We start from the raw sequence: 18,835 nt of genomic DNA, 5'->3' as shown, positions 1-18,835 counted from the left end.
GTGACCTTCGCCCACCCACTCCTGCTGGCGATCTTGCCCCTGGTCCTGGGCCTGATCTACGGGCTCTACCGTCGCCGCAGGCCGCGCGAACGCAAGGTCGCTGGGTTGTGGCTGTGGCAGCAGGCCCGGCGGCGGGGCCAGGCCCGTCGCCGCTTCGATTTGCGGCTGTTTCTGCTGCTGCTGGCGGGGTTGTTCGCCGGGCTGGCGCTGTCCCTGCCGCGCCTCGAGCTCGACCGCCCCGGACCGCTGGTACTCATCCTTGACGCCTCGGCCTCGATGGCCGCGACCGATCGGGCTCCCAGCCGCCTGGAGTGGGCCAAGGCGCAGGTGCGCGGGCGGCTCGCAAGCAGCCCCAGGGCAGTGCTGGTGCGGGCCGGGCGCAGCAATGAGGTTTTTGGCCCAGCAGCAGGGCAGGAGCTGCTCGACGAACTCGAGCAGCTTCGCGCCGGGGACGAACAGGCCAACCTCACCGCCGCGGTCGCGCTGGGCAAGTCCCGCCTGAACGCCCCGGCCCTGGTAGTAAGCGACGCATCCCCGCCCGAGAATGCCGATGGCTACCTCAACGCGGCAGGCAACGGGCAAAACGTGGGCATCACTGCCGTCGGGGCGGGCTTCGTGGCGGTGGGCAACAGCGGTCCCGGCCCCTGGAAGGGCGAAGTGATCGTCGGAGGCAGGAGCTATCGCCTCGAGGTGCCCGCCGGAGGCTTCAGCACCCTCGAGGTGCCCGCCACCCCCACGCTCCAGGCCCGCCTGGGCACCACCGACGCCCTGAGCCTGGACAACAGCGCCGAGTTCAGCCGCCGCCACGTGCGGGTGGCGCTCGAGGAAAATTCCCCCGTGCTGGAGCGCCTATTGGCCCTGCTGGGCACCATCCGCAGCAGCAGACCCGAGGTGCGCTTCAGCTTCGCCCCCCCTCCGGAGAACCCTCCGGCCTTCAGCGTCTACTTCGCCCGCAGGGGGAGCCCACAGGCCATGGTCGACGACGTCGAGCGCAGCGTCCCCTACTTGCGCGGGGTAGAGCTGGTGGGCTTTCGCCTCCCCATTCCCCCCGCACCCCCGGCCACCTGGCAACCGCTGGTCCGTAGCGAAAGCGGGCAGGCCATGGCCTGGTTTCACCCCAACGGCCTCTACCTGCCCGACCCCGCCTCCTTGCAAAACCTCCCGGCCTTCCCGGTGCTGCTCTACAACCTCATCGTCCCGAGGGGCGAGCAGCGGCGGGGCCTGCTCAGCGCCGGGGAAACCTTGTTGCCTCGCCCCCAGCCCGACAAGCCCCTGCCTCCGACGCTGAGGCTGGAGCTGAGCCCCTGGCTGGCGCTGCTGGCGGCGATGGTGCTGGGGCTCGAGAGCTTCCTTTACCGAAGCGCTCGAGCCGGAAAGCAGCCTCCGTTAAACCTCCGCTTGACGGAAGGGGCGAACCCGGCGTAGCCTGGACCAGACCTTTAAGGCCAGTCCCGTGAGGCTGGGAAGGAGGAAAAAGTGAAACACCCGCTCAGTCACAACCTGAAGTCGCACGCACCCTTGGGGTGCGTTTTTTTCGTGCCCCGGAGGTTGCCTTGAAATTCAAATCCCGCATCCTCAGCGCCGAAGAAATCCGCCGCGCCCTCACCCGCATCGCCCACGAGGTGGTGGAGAAGAACAAGGGCACCGACAGGCTGTGCTTCGTGGGAATCCACACGCGCGGCATCACCCTGGCCCAGCGCCTGCGCGAGCTGGTGCGGCAATTCGAGGGGATTGAGGTGCCCATGGGCATTCTAGACATCACCCTCTACCGCGACGACCTCTCCGAGATCGCCGTTCAGCCCAAAGTGCGCGAGACCCGCATCCCCTTCGATATCGGGGGGCGATCGGTGGTGCTGGTAGACGACGTGCTCTTCACCGGGCGCACCGCCAGGGCCGCCCTGGACGCCCTGATCGATCTAGGTCGTCCCAGCCGCATCTACCTGGCGGTGCTGGTGGACCGGGGACACCGTGAGCTGCCCATCCGGGCCGATTTCGTGGGCAAGAACCTGCCCACCTCCAAGAGCGAGGTGGTCAAGGTCAAGGTGCAGGAAGTAGACGGGGAGGAGGCCGTGGAGCTATGGGAACTGGAGTAGTGCAGGCACAAACACCCAGTGCCGAGCAGCCCAAACACCTCCTCGACTTCCAGGGCTGGAAGCGCTCGCACATCGAAAGCCTCTTTGAAACCGCCCGGATGATGCAGGAGGTGCTCTCGCGCCCGGTGAAGAAGGTCCCAGCCCTCACCGGCTTCACCATCGCCACCGTCTTCTTCGAGCCCTCCACCCGCACCCGCCTCTCCTTCGAGCTCGCCGCAAGGCGCATGTCGGCGGACGTGCTCTCCTTCAGCGGTGCGACCTCCTCGATGTCCAAGGGTGAGAGCTACAAGGACACCCTGCTGACCCTAGACGCCATGGGCATCGACGCCTACGTGATCCGGGTGGACGCCGCCGGGGTAGCGCATCAGGCCGCCAGATGGCTGGACAAGCCCATCATCAACGCCGGCGACGGCTGGCGGGCCCACCCCACCCAGGCCCTGCTCGACGCCTTCAGCCTGCTCGAGCGCCTCGGCAGCCTCGAGGGCAGGAAGATCGCCATCGTGGGCGACATCCTGCACTCCCGCGTAGCCCGCTCGGGCGCCGAATTGCTGCCCATGCTGGGCGCAGAGGTCTGGCTGTGCGGCCCCGCGACCCTGCTGCCGGGCGAGTTGCCCGGGGTCCGGCTCACCACCAAGTTGCGCGAGGCCCTGCACGACGCCGACGCGGTGATGGCCCTGCGCCTGCAAAAAGAGCGTATGGACAGGGGCCTACTGCCCAGCGAGCCCGAGTACATCGCCGGCTACCAGATCACCCGCGAGCGCTTGGGCTGGGCCAAACCCGAAGCTCCCCTGCTGCACCCCGGCCCCATGAACCGCGACCTCGAGCTCGAGGGCACCCTGGCCGAGTCCCCCCGCAGCCTGGTCGAGCGGCAGGTCGCCAACGGGCAAGCGGTGCGGATGGCGGTGCTCTATCACCTACTGGTAGGACGTAGATAACGCGAGGGGAAGCTGATGAAGGGTGAATTGCTCATAAGGAACGTTCGGCTGCTGGACAGCCGGGGCGAACACGGCAAGGCCGACGTGCTCATCGGCGAGGGCAAAATCCTGAGCCTGGAGGGCGGCGACGCGGCGAGCGCGCTCGACGCGGACGGGCTGGTGCTTACGCCGGGGCTGTGCGACCCCCACGCCCACCTGCGCGAGCCCGGCCAGGAGGTCAAGGAGGAGTTGGCGACGGGCCTGCTGGCCGCGCTGCGTGGGGGCTACACCGACGTGGTCTGCATGCCCAACACCACGCCCCCCGTGGACACGCCCGAAGCGGTGATGGCGCTCATCGAGAAGGCCCGCAGCCTTGGCTACGCCCGGCTGTACCCCGCGGCGGCCCTCACCCAAGGCCAAGAAGGCAAGCTCTTGACCGAGGCCCGGCTGCTGAAGGAGGCCGGGGCCATCATGCTCAGCGACGATGGCCGCACCAACGAGGACGCCGGGGTGCTGGCCCTGGGCCTCGTCTACGCGGCGAGCTGGGGCCTGGTGGTTTCGGTCCACGCCGAAGACGCGGGGTTGCGGCGGGGCGGGGTGATGAACGAGGGCCCCCTCTCCTACCGGCTGGGCCTGCCCGGTAACCCGGCGGCGGCGGAGGCAGCCCGGATCGCTCGAGACCTCGAGGTCGTACGCTACGTGGTGCCGAGGACCAAGGATCGACACCCTGCGGCGCTGCTGCACGTTCAGCACCTCTCGACCCGGCGGGGCCTCGAGCTCATCCGCCAGGCTAAGACTGAGGGGCTGCCGGTGAGCAGCGAGGTGACGCCCCATCACCTCACCCTCACCGACGAAGCGCTGGAAAGCCTCGATCCCATCTACAAGGTTGCGCCCCCCCTACGCACCCAGGCCGACGTCGAAGCGCTGATGGAAGGGTTGCTCGAGGGCAGCATCGACTGCATCGGCACCGACCACGCCCCCCACACCCTGGCCGAGAAGGAACAGGATTTGCTGCGGGCCCCCTTCGGCATCGCCAACATCGAAGTGGCCTGGCCGCTGCTCTACACCGAGCTGGTGCTCAGGCGCGGCTTCCCGCTGCCGGCTCTGCTCGAGCGCTTCACCGACGGGGCCCGCCGGGTGCTGGGCCTCCCCCCCATCCGCCTCGAGGCAGGGGCCGAGGCCAGCCTGATGCTCTTCGACCCCGCCGGCGAGCGGGCGGTGAACCCCGCCGAGTTTGCCTCCAAGGCCAGGTTCAGTCCGTGGGCGGGCTGGAAGCTCCAGGGCTGGCCGGTGATGACCCTGCTGGAAGGGCGCGTGGCCTGGGCGCGCGAGCAGCTGGGTGTGGGGGCTTGAGGTCGCCCGAAGGCAAGGCGCAAAAGGTCAGATGTCGGTTGCAGGGGCTCCTACCTCTTGCCGATGAGGTCCTGGACGCGCTCGAGCCCCTGCCGCTCCAGGTAGGCCAGCAACCCCCGGTTGAGCCTGCGCGGCAACAGGGGCCCCTCGTAGATGAAACCGGTGTAGAGCTGCACCAAACTGGCTCCGGCCCGCAGCCGCTCGAGCACGTCCTCGGCGGTGAAGATGCCGCCCACCGAGATCACGGGGATGCGCACCTTGAGCTCTTGGGTCAGGTACTTCAGCACCTCGAGCGCCCGTGCCGCCAGCGGCCTGCCCGAGAGCCCGCCGCTTTCGCTGACGAGGGACTTCAGCCCCTCGCGGCCCGTGGTGGTGTTGGTGGCGATCAGCCCGGCGACGGGGTAGCGGTCCACCAGTTCCAAAATCCCGTCAATTTGGGCCCAGCTGAGGTCGGGAGCGATCTTGAGCAGGACGGGCTTGGCCTGCGGCTGGGCCTTGGCGAACCCCCCCACCGCCGCCAGCAGTTCCTCCAGCCGCTCCCCTTCCTGCAAAGCCCGCAGCCCCGGCGTGTTGGGCGAGCTGACGTTGATCACGAAGTAATCCCCGTAGGGCCAGAGCCAGCCCAGGCTCTCGAGGTAATCCTGGGGGGCCTGCTCGAGCGGCCTCGCCTTCGACTTGCCCAGGTTGATCCCCAGCGGCACCGGGAGCGCACCGTAGCGCCGGCGCAGCTCGGCCAGACGCCTAGCGACCGCTTCGGCTCCTTCGTTGTTGAAGCCCATGCGGTTGATGAGGGCCTGGTCCCGAGGGAGGCGAAAGAGGCGGGGCTTGTCGTTGCCGGGCTGAGGCAGGGCGGTCACACTGCCGACTTCGGCGAAGCCAAAGCCCAGCGCACCCCAGGACGGCACGGCCCTGGCGTTCTTGTCCAGGCCCGCCGCCAGGCCGATGGGGTTGGGGAACTTCAGCCCAAAGCACTCCACCTGAAGCCGCGGGTCCTGCACTGCGCACAAAGCCGAGATCAGCTTTAAGGCAGCAGGGTGCTGACCACTCCAGGCCAGCCACCCCATCACCCGGTCGTGGACGGCCTCGGGATCCTGTCGGAAGAGAAGGGGCTTGACCAGCGAATACACGCGGTCAGGATACCCCGGGCTCAAGGGCTGGGCAAAGCCGCGCTCAGACTGGCAAGGGCGCCGTGATAAGCGGGCTCGAGCCCGTCCGGACGGCTCACGTCGATGTGCAGGGTGCGCAGGTGCCCATCCCGCAGACCATAAATCCAGCCGTGCACCGTAAGCTCCTGGCCCCGACTCCAGGCATCCTGCACCACCGTGGTCCGGCAGACGTTGGTCACCTGCTCGATGACGTTGAGCTCACACAAGCGGTCTACCCGCTCGGCTTCGCCCTCGAGCGCCATCACCAAGTCCCGGTGCTTCTGGAGCACGTTCTGCACGTGGCGCAGCCAGTTGTCGATCAGGCCAAGCCGGCTGTCCAGCAACGCCGCCCGCACCCCACCGCAGCCGTAGTGCCCGCACACGATGATGTGCTTGACCTTGAGCGCGTCCACGGCATATTGCATCACCGACAGGCAGTTCAGGTCGCTGTGCACAACCACGTTGGCCACGTTGCGGTGTACGAAGAGCTCCCCGGGCAGGAGCCCCACGATCTCGTTGGCCGGAACCCGGCTGTCCGAGCAGCCGATCCAGAGGTACTCGGGGCTTTGCTGGGCGGAGAGCTTGAGGAAGAAGTCCGGGTCTCGTCGCCGCATGGACGCAGCCCAGCGGCGGTTGTTCTCAAACAGGTAGTCGAGCGAGCTCACAGCAGCATTCTATTCATCCCACTCGGCTCGCCGCTAGGTGTGAAGGGCAAGACCCAGGGGTTGGGGCGCTTTGGAAGATCAGCGCACCTGCGGGAAGCCCAAGTCCACCTTGGAGGTGCTGGGGTCGGGCCAGCGGCTGGTGACCACCTTGGCGCGGGTGTAGAACTGCACACCCTCGGGGCCATACATGTGCAAGTCGCCGAAGAGGCTGGCCTTCCAACCGCCGAAGCTGTAGTAGGCCACGGGGACGGGGATGGGCACGTTGATGCCCACCATACCCGCCTCGACGTCAAACTGGAACTGGCGGGCCGCGCCGCCGTCGCGGGTGAAGATGGCGGTGCCGTTGCCGTAGGGGTGCTCGTTGACGAGCTTGAGGGCCTCTTCGTAGGTCTTGACCCGCACCACGCTCAGCACGGGGCCGAAGATCTCGTCCTCGTAGCACTTCATCCCCGGCTTGACGTTGTCGAGGAGCGAGGTGCCCAGGAAGAATCCCTCGCGCTCGCTCACCGGATCCTCTCGGCCATCCACCACCACCGTAGCGCCTTCTTTGGGGGCGTTTTCCACGTAGGAGGCCACCTTGTCGCGGTGTGCTTTGGTGATCAGGGGCCCCATCTCGTTGCCCTCCTCGAGCCCGGGCCCCACCTTGATCTTGGGCATGCGCTGCTTGATGGCCTCGATGAGCGGGTCGGCCACCTCGCCCACCGCCACCACCACGCTGATGGCCATGCAGCGCTCACCCGCCGAGCCGTAGGCAGCCGAGACGGCGGCGTCGGCGGCCATGTTGATGTCGGCGTCGGGGAGCACGACCATGTGGTTTTTGGCCCCGCCCAAGGCCTGCACGCGCTTGCCGTTCTTGGTGCCGGTTTCGTAGATGTACTTGGCGATGGGGGTCGAGCCCACGAAGCTGATGGCCTTGATGTCGGGGTGCTCGAGGATGCGATCTACGGCCACCTTATCGCCCTGAATCACGTTGAACACGCCGTCGGGCAGGCCTGCTTGCTGGAGCAGCTCGGCCAGGTACAAGCTGGCAGAAGGGTCTTTCTCGGAAGGCTTGAGGATGAAGGTGTTGCCGCAGGCGATGGCGTTGGCGAACATCCACATCGGCACCATGGCGGGGAAGTTGAAGGGGGTGATGCCCGCCACCACGCCCAGAGGCTGGCGGATCTGGTAGACGTCCACCCCACGGCTGACCTGCTCGGAGAAGCCCCCTTTGAGCAGGTTGGGGATGCCGCAGGCGAACTCGACGTTCTCCAATCCCCGGGCCACCTCGCCCAGGGCATCGGAAAGGGTCTTGCCGTGCTCGAGGGTGATGAGTTCGGCAATCTTGCGGCGGTTGGCGTCGATGAGCTCGCGGAATTTGAACATGATCTCGGCCCGCCGGGAGAGCGCAATCTGCCGCCAGCTCTTGAAAGCCTCCTTGGCGACAGCCACCGCCTGATCGACCTCCTCCACGCTGGCGAAGTCCACCGTAGCCTGCTGGGCTCCTGTAGCTGGGTTCCACACCACCCCGCTGCGCCCGGACTTGCCTTCGACCAGCTTCCCGCCGATCCAGTGGCTCACCCGCTTGATATGAACTTCAGGTTCCTTGATTGCCATAACAGCCTCCTTCGGTGGCTTGGGGTTGGGGACACCCACCTGAGTTGCCTCATGCTAGGCCCCCGAGAATGGCGGTGCAATGGACAATGTGTCTAGATCATAGCACCGCTTCTATCGAAGCCTCCGGCTCTCCACGGCTCCAGCTTTGCTCCCAGCGGTTGCCTCGGGTGTTTCATGGTGAAATATTTGTACCGCGTTGAGATTTCGTTTGCCTTTCTCACGAAAGAAGATCGCAACCTCTCATCGGTTTCAAAAGCGCCCGTGAATCACCTCGAGCCCCCGCACAACAGCGTTGGCTTTTGTTCATCGGCGGCTTCTATCGCCTAAATTACCGCCTACAGCAAGAGGCAGCCGTAGGCGGTATTCGTGGAAGCGCTCTAGGCATGCTTGGGCGGCGCGCAGCTCCCCCGCTTGATCAAGCGGCCAGGAAAACGCTTGCGTACGACCTTGTCGAGGGTACGGTTCTCCACTGCGTCCAGCACGATCTCCACTGCAGCCAGGCCCATCTCCTCTATTGGTTGCTCAATCACGTCCAGAGGGGGGGTAACCAGGGCCGTCCAGGAATAGTTGTCGAAAGTCAACAAGGAGACGTCGTCAGGGATGCGCAACCCCAGCTCCCTGATGGCTCGGAAAGCCCCCGCAGCCTCGGTGCCGTTGAGTGAGAAGATCGCGGTGGGCGGCTCAGGCAGGCGCATGAGCTCCAAGGTTAGCTTATAGGCTTCGGGCTCGGTCAGGAGGATCACCCGCTGGTAAGCCTCGATCAGGGGTAACCCGACGGACTCGAGGGCCTTGGGGAACGAGCGGCTACGCTCTTCAGGGTGGTAAAGCGGGTCGTAGCTCCCCAGGGCAGCGATGCGCCTATGACCCAGCGAGTACAAGTAGCGCACCCCTTCAAACACGCAGCCTTCGTTATCGAGCATCACGTGCCCGAATGGGCTGTCGGGATAAAAATAGTCTATTTCCAGAATGTACGTCCCCCGCTCCCGCATGCGTTTGAGGTAGTCGAGGTTGGGTTGGCCATAGCCCGAACGAATGATCAAGCCGCTGACCCTATGGCCGTACAGTACGCGCAAGTTGGCCAGCTCGACCTTGGTATCGTATTCGCTGTCGGTCACGATGAGGGCATACCCCCGGCCCTGGGCTGCATGAGCGATGGTGCGCACCAAGCTGGCGAAAAAAGGCTCCATGATGTTGCCCACCATCAAGCCTAGGGTCTGGGTGCGCCCGCGTCGGAGCCCCCCGGCCACCTGGTCGGGTTCATAGCCCAGTTCTTCAATGGCCCTGCGCACGCGGGCCAGGGTTTCCGGGGCCAGAAGGTGGGGCTCGTGGATGGCGCGCTTGGCGGTGGTGGGAGCAACCCCTGCGCGTTTAGCGACGTCGAGAATACTGGGCACGTGACCATTTTAGCAAAAGGGGGCTTGACAAATGCCAAAGGTGCGCCTAGGCTTATGGACACGAGACCATAAAACCGTTCAACGACTTTTCTCGTTTTTCTGTGGTCTATATGGTCACGTGACCATTGTGTCTAGATCGCTGTTTTCAACGTCGGCATGTTTCAGGCAAACACAAGGGGGTGATCTGGCAGCCATATTGCATCTGACCGTCGGTATCGGCCCTGAGACCTTTTGCTTAGCAGTTGAGGCAGTTAAGTAGGAGGAAGCTATGCGCTTTTGGAAGGCTCTGACCGTTGGAGCAGCCCTGTTGGCCACGGCGGCCCTGGCCCAAACCACCATCACCATCGCCACCGTCAACAACCCCGACATGATCACCATGCAAAAGCTCACCCCGGAGTTCGAGAAGGCCAATCCGGGGATCAAGCTCAACTGGGTGGTGCTGCCAGAGAACGAGTTGCGCCAGAAGGTCACCACCGACATTGCCACCAACGCCGGTTCCTACGACGTGCTGACCATCGGCACCTATGAGACGCCGATTTGGGGCAAGAACGGCTGGCTGGTAGAGCTGAGCGGGCTGTCGGCTTCGTATGACCTGGAAGACGTGCTCAAACCGGTGCGGGCCGGGCTCTCGTATCAGGGTAAGCTTTACGCCCTGCCCTTCTATGCCGAGAGCTCAATGCTGTACTACCGTAAGGACCTCTTCGCAGCCAAGAAGTTCACCGTGCCTACCCAGCCCACCTGGACCCAGGCCATTAGCTGGGCCAGGCAGCTGCACAATCCCAGCGGCGGCGTTTACGGCATCTGCTTGCGCGGCCTGCCTGGTTGGGGCGAGAACATGGCCTTTATCACTACCTTGGTCAACACCTACGGCGGACGCTGGTTCGACGAGAGCTGGAAGCCCCAACTCACCAGCCCCGAGTGGAAACGGGCCATCGGCCAGTACGTAGAGCTGGTTACCAAGTACGGCCCTCCCGGCGTAACCGGCAACGGCTTCACCGAGAACCTGACCCTGATGTCGGAGGGCAAATGCGCCATGTGGATCGACGCTACCGTGGCCGCAGGCTACCTGGCCAACCCCAAGACCTCCAAGGTCGCCGACAAGATCGGCTTCGCCAAGGCTCCGGTGGCCGTCACCCCCAACGGTGCGCACTGGTTGTGGAGCTGGGCGCTGGCCATCCCCAAGTCCAGCAAAAAAGTCGACGCGGCCAAGACCTTCATCACCTGGGCCACTTCCAAGGAATACATCGAGCTGGTGGGCAATACCCAAGGCTGGGTCTCCGCGCCTCCCGGCACCCGCTACTCCACCTACAACAACCCCAACTATCTCAAAGCCGCCCCCTTCGCCAAGGTGGTGCTGGACTCCATCAACACCGCCGATCCCACCAAGCCCACCCTCAAGCCCGTTCCTTACACCGGCGTGCAGTTCGTGGGCATTCCCGAGTTTCAGGCCATCGGGACCCAGGTCGGGCAATTTATCGCCGGGATCGTAGCTGGCAGGACCAGCCTGGACGCCGGGCTGGCCCAGGCCCAGGCCGCCGTCGAAAAGCTGATGAAGGAAGCTGGCTACCTCAAGTGATAGACCAGGCGGCAGTCGAGTAAGCCACCTCGGGCCGGGTGATCTGTGCCCCTCCCATCACCCGGCCATCCCCGCCTCAAGGCCAACAACATGACCCATACAAGCGCTCTTACCAAGCCGCAATCCAGGCCGATTCGGCCCAATACCCTCTGGCTGCTTGGTCCGGCGATGCTGTTGCTCATTGTCTGGACGCAAATCCCCTTCATTCTGACCATTTACCACTCCTTCCGCCGCTTCAACCTCCTCAACCCCGAACGCCAGGGCTTCGTCGCCTTTGAAAACTTCAGCTCCCTGCTCACCGATCCGGTGTTTTGGACCTCCATCCAGAACACGCTGGTGCTGGTGGGGTCGGTGCTGTTTTTCACGGTGGTGATTGGGCTTTTTCTGGCCGTGCTGTTCTACCAGGATTTCCCTGGGCGGGCGCTGGCACGCACCTTGGTCATATCTCCGTTCTTCGTGATGCCCGTGGTCAGCGCTCTGATCTGGAAAAACATGCTGATGCATCCGGTGTATGGCCTCTTTGCATGGGTTGCTGAGAACCTGGGACAGCGACCCATCGACTGGCTGGCCGTCTACCCCATGCAGTCCATCGTGCTGATGGTTTCCTGGCAGTGGATCCCCTTTGCCATGCTCTTGATTCTGACCGGCTTGCAATCGTTGTCCAAAGAGCAGCTCGAGGCCGCCAAGATCGACGGGGCCAACGCCTGGCAGGAGTTCCGCTACGTCATTGTGCCCCACCTGGCCCAGACCCTGAGCGTGGTGGTCATGCTGGAAACCATTTTCCTGCTCACCATCTTCGCCGAGATTTATGCCTCGACCTCGGGCGGACCGGGCCTGGCCACCACCACCCTGCCCTACCTCATCTACCTCAAAGCCTTCGGCGAGTACCGCATCGGGGTGGCCGCGGCGGGGGCGGTCTTCGCGGTGATCCTGGCCAACATTGTGGCGGTGTTCGTGCTGCGCATGATCGGGCGCAACCTGCAAGGAGGTCGCACATGAGCCAAGCCAGACGCATCCGCTGGGAACTGACCCTGCTGGCCTACGTGGCTGCGGGTATTATGTTTTTTCCCATCTTCTGGCTCTTCCTCACCGGCTTCAAGAGCGAAGGGGATGCCATTGCCATCCCACCCAAGCTGCTCTTCACGCCCACCCTCGAGAGCATCTACGAAGCCCTCACCCGCAGCGACTATGCCCGCCACTTCCTCAACTCGATCATCTCGGCGGTGGGCTCGAGCGCGCTGGCTTTGGTCCTGGCTATTCCCGCGGCCTACTCCATGGCCTTCTACCCCACCAAGCGCACCAACGGCACGCTCTTGTGGATGATCAGCACCAAGATGATGCCGCCCGTCGGGGTGATCATCCCGGTGTACCTGATCTTCCGCGACCTGCGCTGGCTCGACAACGTCTGGGCTTTGGCGCTGATGTATACCGTGATGAACCTACCGGTAGTGGTCTGGACGCTCTACGCCTACTTCCGCGAGATTCCCCACGAGATCATGGAAGCCGCGAGGGTAGATGGGGCCAGTACCTCTCAGGAACTTACCCGCGTGCTGCTGCCTGTCTCCGGTCCCGCCATCGCCTCGGCAGCCTTGCTGAGCATCATTCTGGCCTGGAACGAGACCTTCTGGAGCCTCAACCTAACCGCAGCCCAGGCCTCCCCCCTATCGGTCTATGTGGCCTCTTTCAAAACTGCCGAGGGCCTCTTCTGGGCCAAGATGTCGGCGGCCTCCATGATTGCCATCCTGCCGGTGATGGTCATGGGCTGGCTAGCCCAGCGGCAACTGGTGCGGGGCCTGACCTTCGGAGCAATCAAGTAAGGAAGGACGTCAATTTATGCGTGCGGCGGTAATTACCCAACCCAGAACCCTCGAGGTGCTCGAGGTTCCCACCCCAACCCCTGGCCCCGGACAGGTGCGCGTCCGGGTGAGCGCCACCGGGGTCTGCGGCACCGATTTACACCTGTTCGACGGGCACTTCCACGCCCGCTTTCCCCTGATCCCCGGCCACGAGATCGCAGGGGTGATCGACCAGGTGGGCCCCGGCGTCAGCGATCTGCAAGAAGGCCAGCTCGTCGCGCTGGACCCGGTGATCTCCTGCGGGCAGTGTTGGGCCTGCCGACGGGGACAACGTCAGCACTGCCTGCGCTTTGAGGCTTTGGGAGTGACCCAAGCCGGGGGCTTCACCCAATACGTCGTGGCTCCGGCCACCAACGCCTATCCCGTACAGGGCCTCAGCGCCGCCGAAGCCGCTTTTGCCGAGCCACTGGGCTGCGTGGCCTGGGGCATCGTGCGCCTGCGCCCCGAACCCGGCAGCAACGCCGTGCTCTTCGGCGCTGGCCCCATCGGCCTGCTGCTGATGCAGGCCCTGCTGGTTTCAGGGGTGACGGAGGTAACGGTCGTCGATCCCGTAGCCGAACGGCTGGCGCTGGCAAGGAGCCTGGGAGCAAGCCACACCGTACAGAGTGGCCCGTCCATGGCCCAAGCCCTATGCGACTTAAAGCCCCACGGCTTTGACATCGTCGCTGAGGCCACCGGTATACCTGGCGTGGTGGAGGCCATGTCCCAGTACGCCGCCGTAGGAGGCAAGCTGCTGATCTTCGGCGTAGCCCCCGAGGAAGCTACCGTGCGCGTGAGCCCCTACGATCTCTTCCAGCGCGACCTCAGCCTAATCGGCAGCTTCTCGCTCAACGGAACCCTCCCCCTGGCCCTGAACTGGCTCGAGAGCGGACGGATCCAGGTGAAACCCCTCATCAGCCATCGCATGCCCCTCGAGGACTTGCACAAAGCCCTGGAGTACAAGGAGCACCCCGGCATGGGAAACGCTCTGAAGGTGCTGATCGTTCCTGAGGGGGAAGGGTAGGTGCTTCGCATGGTGCTGGAGAAGTTCAAGCTAGACCATCGGGTAGCCGTCGTCACCGGCGGGGCGCGGGGTATCGGCCTGGCCATCGCCACCGCCCTCGCCGAAGCCGGGGCCAGTGTGGTGATCGCCGAACTCGAGGCGGCGATCGGCGAGCGGAGCGAGCGTGAGCTGAAGGCCAGAGGGCTAAAAGCCGAATTCCGTCCCCTGGACGTGACCCAATCGGCCCAGGCCGATGCGCTGGCCAAAGCCCTTTTCGCCGAATACGGGCGGGTGGACATCCTGGTCAACAACGCCGGAATCTGCCGCAACACCCCCGCCCTGGAAACCCCCGATGCCGAATGGCTACAGATCTTCGACGTCAACGTCAACGGGGTCTTCTGGTGTAGCCGGGCCTTTGGCCGGGTGATGGTAGCCCAGGGCAGTGGCAGCATCATCAACATCGCTTCGATGTCCGGCCTCATCGTCAACAAACCCCAGCCCCAGGCGGCCTACAATGCCTCCAAGGCCGCGGTGGCTCACCTCACCCGTTCGCTGGCCGCCGAGCTAGCCCCCTTCGGGGTGCGGGTCAACGCCATCTCCCCCGGTTACATCGGCACCGAGATGACCAGGCGGGGCCTCGAGACGCCCGAGTGGCGCAGGGACTGGCTTGGCCTGACCCCCTTAGGAAGGCTGGGCGAGCCCTCGGAGGTTGCTACTTGTGCGGTGTTCTTGGCCTCGGAAGCCTCGAGCTATCTCACCGGAAGCGAGTTAGTGGTAGACGGCGGATACACGATCTGGTAGGAAAAAATGCATGCCCTAATTGCGAGTCCCCATCAAATTGACTGGGTAACGGCCCCCCAAAACACCCCTCAAGCGGGCGAAGCGCTGCTTCAGCCCCTGGCAGTGGGTATCTGCGGCTCAGATCTCCACGTCTTCGAAGGGCAGCATCCCTTCGTGAGCTACCCCGTCTACCCCGGTCATGAGGTCGCTGCCAGGGTCGTTGCGGTGGGTCCGGGCGTTGATCCCTCTTGGCAAGGGGCCCTGGTGGCGCTCGAGCCCTCCCTCACCTGCGGGCGCTGCGAAGCATGCCGCAGCGGGCGGTATAACATCTGCGAGAAGCTCAAGGTAATGGGCTTTCAAGCTCCTGGCGCGATGGCAGAGCACTTCGTGAGCCCCGTCCAGAACCTTCACCGGCTACCCGAGGGCTTCGATGTCGAGCTGGGCGCGATGATCGAGCCCCTCGCGGTAGCTGTGCACGCCGTAGCCCTGACCCAGCTTCAAGGCAGAAAGGTGGCCGTGCTGGGCGCGGGCACCATCGGGCTGCTGGTCGGCCAGGTAGCCAGGGCCTATGGGGCCGCCGGCGTGGAAGTGGTAGACCCGCTCGAGCCCCGCCGTCGCGTGGCCGAAGACCTGGGGCTACAGGCCAAAACCCCCGACTCGGCGAAGTACGACGTAATCTTCGAGTGCGTGGGTAGCGAAAAAGCCCTCGAGTCCGCCATCCAGGGCATCCGCAAAGGTGGCACGATCGTTGTGGTGGGAGTATATGGCCAACCCACCACCATCAGCGCCGGGCTGATCCAGGACTGGGAGATCAGCCTCAAGGGCAGTCTGATGTACACCTTTCACGACTACCGGGAGGCCATTCGCCTCTTCGCCGGTGGACAGGTGCAGGGCAGAGCGCTCATCACCCACCGCTTCGCCTTGCCGCAGGTGCAGCAGGCGTTTGGCGCCGCACTAGAGCGGGGAAAGGCCCTCAAGGTGATGTTGCTGGCGAGCTGAGCACCGGGGCTGCGGCAAGCATCTTATCTACCAGTGCCAAGCCCTCCTCGATGATGTCCAGGCCGTACTTCAGCTCCTCCTGGTTGATCACCAGCGGCGGGCAGACCCACAGCATGTTGAAGCGGCTGAAGGCGTAGACGTGCTTGGACTTGACGTAAGCTACCAGCTTCTGCATCTCGGGGGAAGTCCCGTTGAAGGGGGCCAGCGGCTCCTTGGTGGCCTTATCGCGCACAAGTTCTATCACGCTAAAGAGCCCCTTGTAGCGCACGTCACCCACGCAGGCGTACTTGCGCTTCATGGCCTCGAGGCGCTCGGCGAGGTAGCGCCCCTGCGCCTCGGTGTTCTCGAAGAGGTGCTCCTCTTCGTAGACCGAGAGGTTGGCCACCGCCGCCGCGCAGGAGACCGGATGGCCCGAATAGGTCAGACCACCCCAGAGCATGTTGTTCTCGAAGTACTCGGCGATGGGCTGGCTCACGATCACGGCTCCTAAGGGCATATAGCCGCTGGTGAGGCCCTTGGCGCAGGTGACGATGTCGGGCTTGATGCCGTAGTGCTGGGTGGAGAGCCACTTGCCCGTGCGCCCAAAGCCCGACATCACCTCGTCGGTGATGAGCAGGATGCCGTACTTGTCGCACAGCGCCCGCAGCTTGGGGTAGTAATCGTCCGGCGGGACCAGCAGGCCGTTGGAGCCGGTGATGCCCTCCACCAGGATCGCCGCGATGGTGTGCGGGCCCTCCATCTGGATGACCTCTTCGATGTGGCTCACGCACTCGCGGCGGCAGGAGTCGGGGGTCTTGCCAAAAGGACAGCGGTAGCAGTAGGGGTCGAAGACCCGCATGATGCCGGGGATGCCGGGCTCCACCGGCCAGCGGCGGGGGTCGCCGGAGGCGGTCATGGAGCCCATGGTGGCCCCGTGGTAGGAGCGGTAGCGGGTGATGATCTTGTCGCGCCCGGTATAGAGCCGGGCGATCTTCATGGCGTTCTCGTTGGCCTCGGCCCCGCCCAGGGTGAAAAAGCTCTTGGCCAGCCCCGTGACCTCGGCCAGCTTCTTGCCCAGTTTGCCTCTCGGCTCGGTGGCGAAGGAGGGCCCGGCGAAGCAGAGCTCATCGACCTGACGCTTGATGGCCTCGAGCACCTTAGGGTGCTGGTGCCCCACGTTGATGTTGATGAGCTGGGAGCTGAAGTCGAGCCACTTGTTGCCGTCGCCGTCCCAGAACCACACCCCCTGAGCACGTGTCATGTGAATGGGGTTGGCCGCGCTCTGCACCGACCAGGAGAAGAGGGTGTAGTCACGGTTCTCCTGGATGACTTCCGACGAGGGGCGTTCCATAAGACCTCCTATGCCTTTATTCCCCCAATGGTAGTCCCGGGAGGCGAGGGGACGCAATGGACAGTGTGTAAAAGCCAGTAGTCGGGGTGGCGGCTTTGGTTACCGCTTGAGCAGCTCGAGCGCCACCCACAGCCCCAAGCGGCGCTCGACCTTGTCTAGGTCGCCCAACATGCCCTTTAGCTGCTCGAGGCGGTAGTAGATGCTCTGTCGCCGCACCCCAAGCCGCCGGGCCGTTTCGGCGATGTTGAACTGCGAAGCCAGCAGGGCCTCGAGCGTCGAGAGCAGCGTCGAGCGCGGGCGGCTGGGCAGGGAGAGGAGGGGGCCGAGCTGACGCTGGAGGAATCCCTGGCTCCGGCCCGTTTCGATCAAAGCGTCCAGGAGGGACTCGAGCAAGGGCTCCTCTCCCCTCGCCACGTGAGGGCGCAGGATGCGCTCGTGGGCGGCGCGGGTGAGGTCGGCGAAGCGGACCTCCGAGCGAAAAGCCAGGATGGGGAACTCGAGCAGCCGGGCGGTTTGTAGCAGTTCGGCGGGCACCTCCTGCATCCACTGGACGAGCTCGAGGGCCAGCCCGTGCGCCCCGGCCTGGGCCAGCGCGCGCAGGTAGCCGACCCTTGCCTCGGGGGTAGCGCGGGCGAGCTCGAGGCCGGTACTCAAGATCAGCTCGCCCCCCGACAAGAAGCGCCAGGCGTCCATCACCTCCGCGACGTGCACCCAGGTGACGACCTGGTCCAACCGAGAGTGGCCGGCGAGCAGTTCGGCCCCGGCGAAGGGGGGCAGCTCGAGGATCTGGCGCAAGGTGGGCAGGCTCATTGCCGCATGATCCACCGCATCGTTTTATCCGCCAACCGGTCAAGGGCCCGCACCGCTAGCTCGAGGTGCTCTTCCTTGGTGTCTTCAATCTTGTTGTGGCTGAGGCCGTAGAGGGACTGGGTGAACATCATCACCGTGGGGATGCCGGCGCGGGCTACCTCGGCTGCGTCGTGTAGGGGGCCGCTGGGCAGGCGGTGAGAGCGGCCTGCGACTTCCTGAATGGCTTGGTCACAGAACTCGATGAGGTCGGGGTGGAAGAGGATGGGGTGGATGCGCCAGATGAGACTCCACTCCGGATCGCTTAGCCCACCCTCGCGGGCGAAGCGTTGGCTGGCCTCCACGGCTTCGGCCTTGAGCCGGGCCAGGGCCTGGGCGTCTAAGTGGCGCTGGTCGAGGGTGATGGTGCAGTCGGCCACCACGCTGGTCACGATGCCCGGCTTGGTGACGCAGGAGCCGATGGTGCTCACCCCGCCGTTGCGCTCGGTGATGCGGTAGATCTCCCCCGCCATCTTCGCCGCGGCCAGGAAAGCGTCCTTGCGCTTGTGCATGGGCGTGGAGCCGGAGTGGGCGGCCTGGCCCAAAAAGCGGATGGCGTGGCGCTCTACCCCGAAGGTGCCCAGCACCACGCCCAGCGGCAGATCCATATCCAGCAGCACCGGGCCCTGCTCGATGTGCAGCTCGAGGTAGGCCGCGGCGTTCTGCTGCTCAGACCTCGCCTCCAGCATCCGGTCCATCTCTACCCCACAAGCCCGCAGGGCATCCTCCAGGCGAATGCCGTCTTTGTCGGTGCGGTCTTTTTCAGCTTCGGGGTCTAGGGTGCCGGAAAAGGCCGACGAACCCAGGAGGCTGCGCCCAAAGCGGGCTCCCTCCTCGTCGGCCCAGTCCACCAGGCGCACCGTGACGGGCGGTTTTCCTCGGTATTCCTCGGCAATCCGGCGCAGCACCTCGAGGCCCGCCATCACGTTGAGGCAGCCATCGAGCCAACCCCCATTGGGCACGCTGTCCAGGTGGCCGCCGATCAGCAAGGCTTTCTCGCTCTCCCCGCGCAGGGTAACCCAGTTGTTCCCGGCGGCATCTTGGTGGAACTCCACCGGCAACCCCTCGAGCTTTGAGCTAAACCACTCACGGGCCTTGAGCCAAGTATCCGTCCAGGCTACGCGCTGCGCCCCGTTCTCGTCGGCGGTTAATGAGCGGAGTTCCTTGAGTTCGGCGATGGTGCGTTTGGGCTCGAGCATGATTCCTCCGAAGAAGGGGGGCGAGCCTCGAGGTTCGCCCCCACAGCTAAATGCCTCCGGCGTATGTCTTGTCGGGGCCCCCACGGTGAGCTTAATCAGACGTGGGA

17 protein-coding genes are annotated in these 18,835 nt (G+C 64.8%); 10 read left to right on the top strand and 7 right to left on the bottom strand.

The window, feature by feature from the left end:
• The 4 genes from B047_RS0104415 (at position 1) to B047_RS0104400 (ending at position 4,360) form a co-directional block, all read left to right on the top strand.
• Complete coding sequence (locus B047_RS0104415) at positions 1–1,425, top strand: vWA domain-containing protein (RefSeq protein WP_018465748.1); 1,425 nt, start codon at positions 1–3, stop codon at positions 1,423–1,425.
• A 128-nt stretch (positions 1,426–1,553) separates the two neighbouring features.
• Positions 1,554–2,093 carry a bifunctional pyr operon transcriptional regulator/uracil phosphoribosyltransferase PyrR gene (gene pyrR / locus B047_RS0104410; RefSeq protein WP_026234579.1) on the top strand — a complete coding sequence of 180 codons (540 nt, stop codon included), beginning with the start codon at positions 1,554–1,556 and terminating at the stop codon, positions 2,091–2,093.
• Positions 2,078–3,028, top strand: coding sequence for an aspartate carbamoyltransferase catalytic subunit (locus B047_RS0104405; RefSeq protein ID WP_052606016.1), 951 nt, complete (start codon positions 2,078–2,080; stop codon positions 3,026–3,028). Before pyrR ends, B047_RS0104405 begins: the two co-directional genes overlap by 16 nt.
• Positions 3,029–3,043: 15 nt before the next feature.
• Entirely contained in the window at positions 3,044–4,360 is a 1,317-nt protein-coding gene (locus B047_RS0104400) for a dihydroorotase (protein ID WP_018465745.1), read from the top strand.
• A 50-nt stretch (positions 4,361–4,410) separates the two neighbouring features.
• Here the strand turns inward: B047_RS0104400 and B047_RS0104395 are convergent, their stop codons facing one another.
• The 4 genes from B047_RS0104395 to B047_RS0104380 all read right to left on the bottom strand — a co-directional run bounded on the left by B047_RS0104395 (position 4,411) and on the right by B047_RS0104380 (position 9,160).
• Entirely contained in the window at positions 4,411–5,487 is a 1,077-nt protein-coding gene (locus tag B047_RS0104395) for a quinone-dependent dihydroorotate dehydrogenase (RefSeq protein WP_018465744.1), read from the bottom strand.
• Between the two features lie 20 nt (positions 5,488–5,507).
• Positions 5,508–6,170, bottom strand: coding sequence for a carbonate dehydratase (can, locus tag B047_RS0104390; protein WP_018465743.1), 663 nt, complete (start codon positions 6,168–6,170; stop codon positions 5,508–5,510).
• A gap of 78 nt (positions 6,171–6,248) precedes the next feature.
• Positions 6,249–7,766: a CoA-acylating methylmalonate-semialdehyde dehydrogenase gene (locus B047_RS0104385; protein WP_018465742.1), complete on the bottom strand. Its 1,518-nt coding sequence runs from the start codon at positions 7,764–7,766 to the stop codon at positions 6,249–6,251.
• 377 nt (positions 7,767–8,143) lie between these two features.
• Entirely contained in the window at positions 8,144–9,160 is a 1,017-nt protein-coding gene (locus B047_RS0104380; RefSeq protein WP_018465741.1) for a LacI family DNA-binding transcriptional regulator, read from the bottom strand.
• A gap of 268 nt (positions 9,161–9,428) precedes the next feature.
• Here B047_RS0104380 and B047_RS18520 point away from each other — a divergent pair, with 268 nt between their 5' ends.
• The 6 genes from B047_RS18520 to B047_RS0104350 all read left to right on the top strand — a co-directional run bounded on the left by B047_RS18520 (position 9,429) and on the right by B047_RS0104350 (position 15,353).
• A complete protein-coding gene (locus B047_RS18520; protein WP_018465740.1) occupies positions 9,429–10,736 on the top strand; it encodes an ABC transporter substrate-binding protein in 1,308 nt (435 codons plus the stop codon).
• Between the two features lie 168 nt (positions 10,737–10,904).
• Positions 10,905–11,735: a carbohydrate ABC transporter permease gene (locus B047_RS0104370; protein ID WP_018465739.1), complete on the top strand. Its 831-nt coding sequence runs from the start codon at positions 10,905–10,907 to the stop codon at positions 11,733–11,735.
• A complete protein-coding gene (locus B047_RS0104365) occupies positions 11,732–12,553 on the top strand; it encodes a carbohydrate ABC transporter permease (protein ID WP_018465738.1) in 822 nt (273 codons plus the stop codon). The genes B047_RS0104370 and B047_RS0104365 overlap by 4 nt, the downstream gene beginning before the upstream one ends.
• A gap of 16 nt (positions 12,554–12,569) precedes the next feature.
• On the top strand, positions 12,570–13,595 hold the full coding sequence (locus tag B047_RS0104360) for a zinc-dependent alcohol dehydrogenase family protein (protein WP_018465737.1): 1,026 nt from the start codon (positions 12,570–12,572) through the stop codon (positions 13,593–13,595).
• Positions 13,596–13,604: 9 nt separating this feature from the next.
• Positions 13,605–14,375: an SDR family NAD(P)-dependent oxidoreductase gene (locus tag B047_RS0104355; RefSeq protein ID WP_018465736.1), complete on the top strand. Its 771-nt coding sequence runs from the start codon at positions 13,605–13,607 to the stop codon at positions 14,373–14,375.
• 6 nt (positions 14,376–14,381) lie between these two features.
• Positions 14,382–15,353 (top strand): zinc-dependent alcohol dehydrogenase, encoded by a 972-nt coding sequence (locus B047_RS0104350; protein ID WP_026234576.1) that lies wholly within the window; start codon positions 14,382–14,384, stop codon positions 15,351–15,353.
• Here B047_RS0104350 and B047_RS0104345 read toward each other — a convergent pair.
• The 3 genes from B047_RS0104345 to B047_RS0104335 all read right to left on the bottom strand — a co-directional run bounded on the left by B047_RS0104345 (position 15,328) and on the right by B047_RS0104335 (position 18,728).
• On the bottom strand, positions 15,328–16,683 hold the full coding sequence (locus tag B047_RS0104345; protein WP_018465734.1) for an aminotransferase class III-fold pyridoxal phosphate-dependent enzyme: 1,356 nt from the start codon (positions 16,681–16,683) through the stop codon (positions 15,328–15,330). The genes B047_RS0104350 and B047_RS0104345 overlap by 26 nt on opposite strands.
• A 99-nt stretch (positions 16,684–16,782) precedes the next feature.
• Positions 16,783–17,493 carry a PucR family transcriptional regulator gene (locus B047_RS0104340; RefSeq protein ID WP_018465733.1) on the bottom strand — a complete coding sequence of 237 codons (711 nt, stop codon included), beginning with the start codon at positions 17,491–17,493 and terminating at the stop codon, positions 16,783–16,785.
• Complete coding sequence (locus B047_RS0104335; RefSeq protein ID WP_018465732.1) at positions 17,490–18,728, bottom strand: hydantoinase/carbamoylase family amidase; 1,239 nt, start codon at positions 18,726–18,728, stop codon at positions 17,490–17,492. The genes B047_RS0104340 and B047_RS0104335 overlap by 4 nt, the downstream gene beginning before the upstream one ends.
• Between the last annotated feature and the right edge of the window lie 107 nt (positions 18,729–18,835).

Origin of the sequence: Calidithermus timidus DSM 17022 (assembly GCF_000373205.1) — a bacterium.
GTDB lineage: Bacteria > Deinococcota > Deinococci > Deinococcales > Thermaceae > Calidithermus > Calidithermus timidus.
The sequence above is the reverse complement of the archived record's forward strand: the minus strand, read 5'-3'. Positions and strand labels throughout refer to the sequence as shown.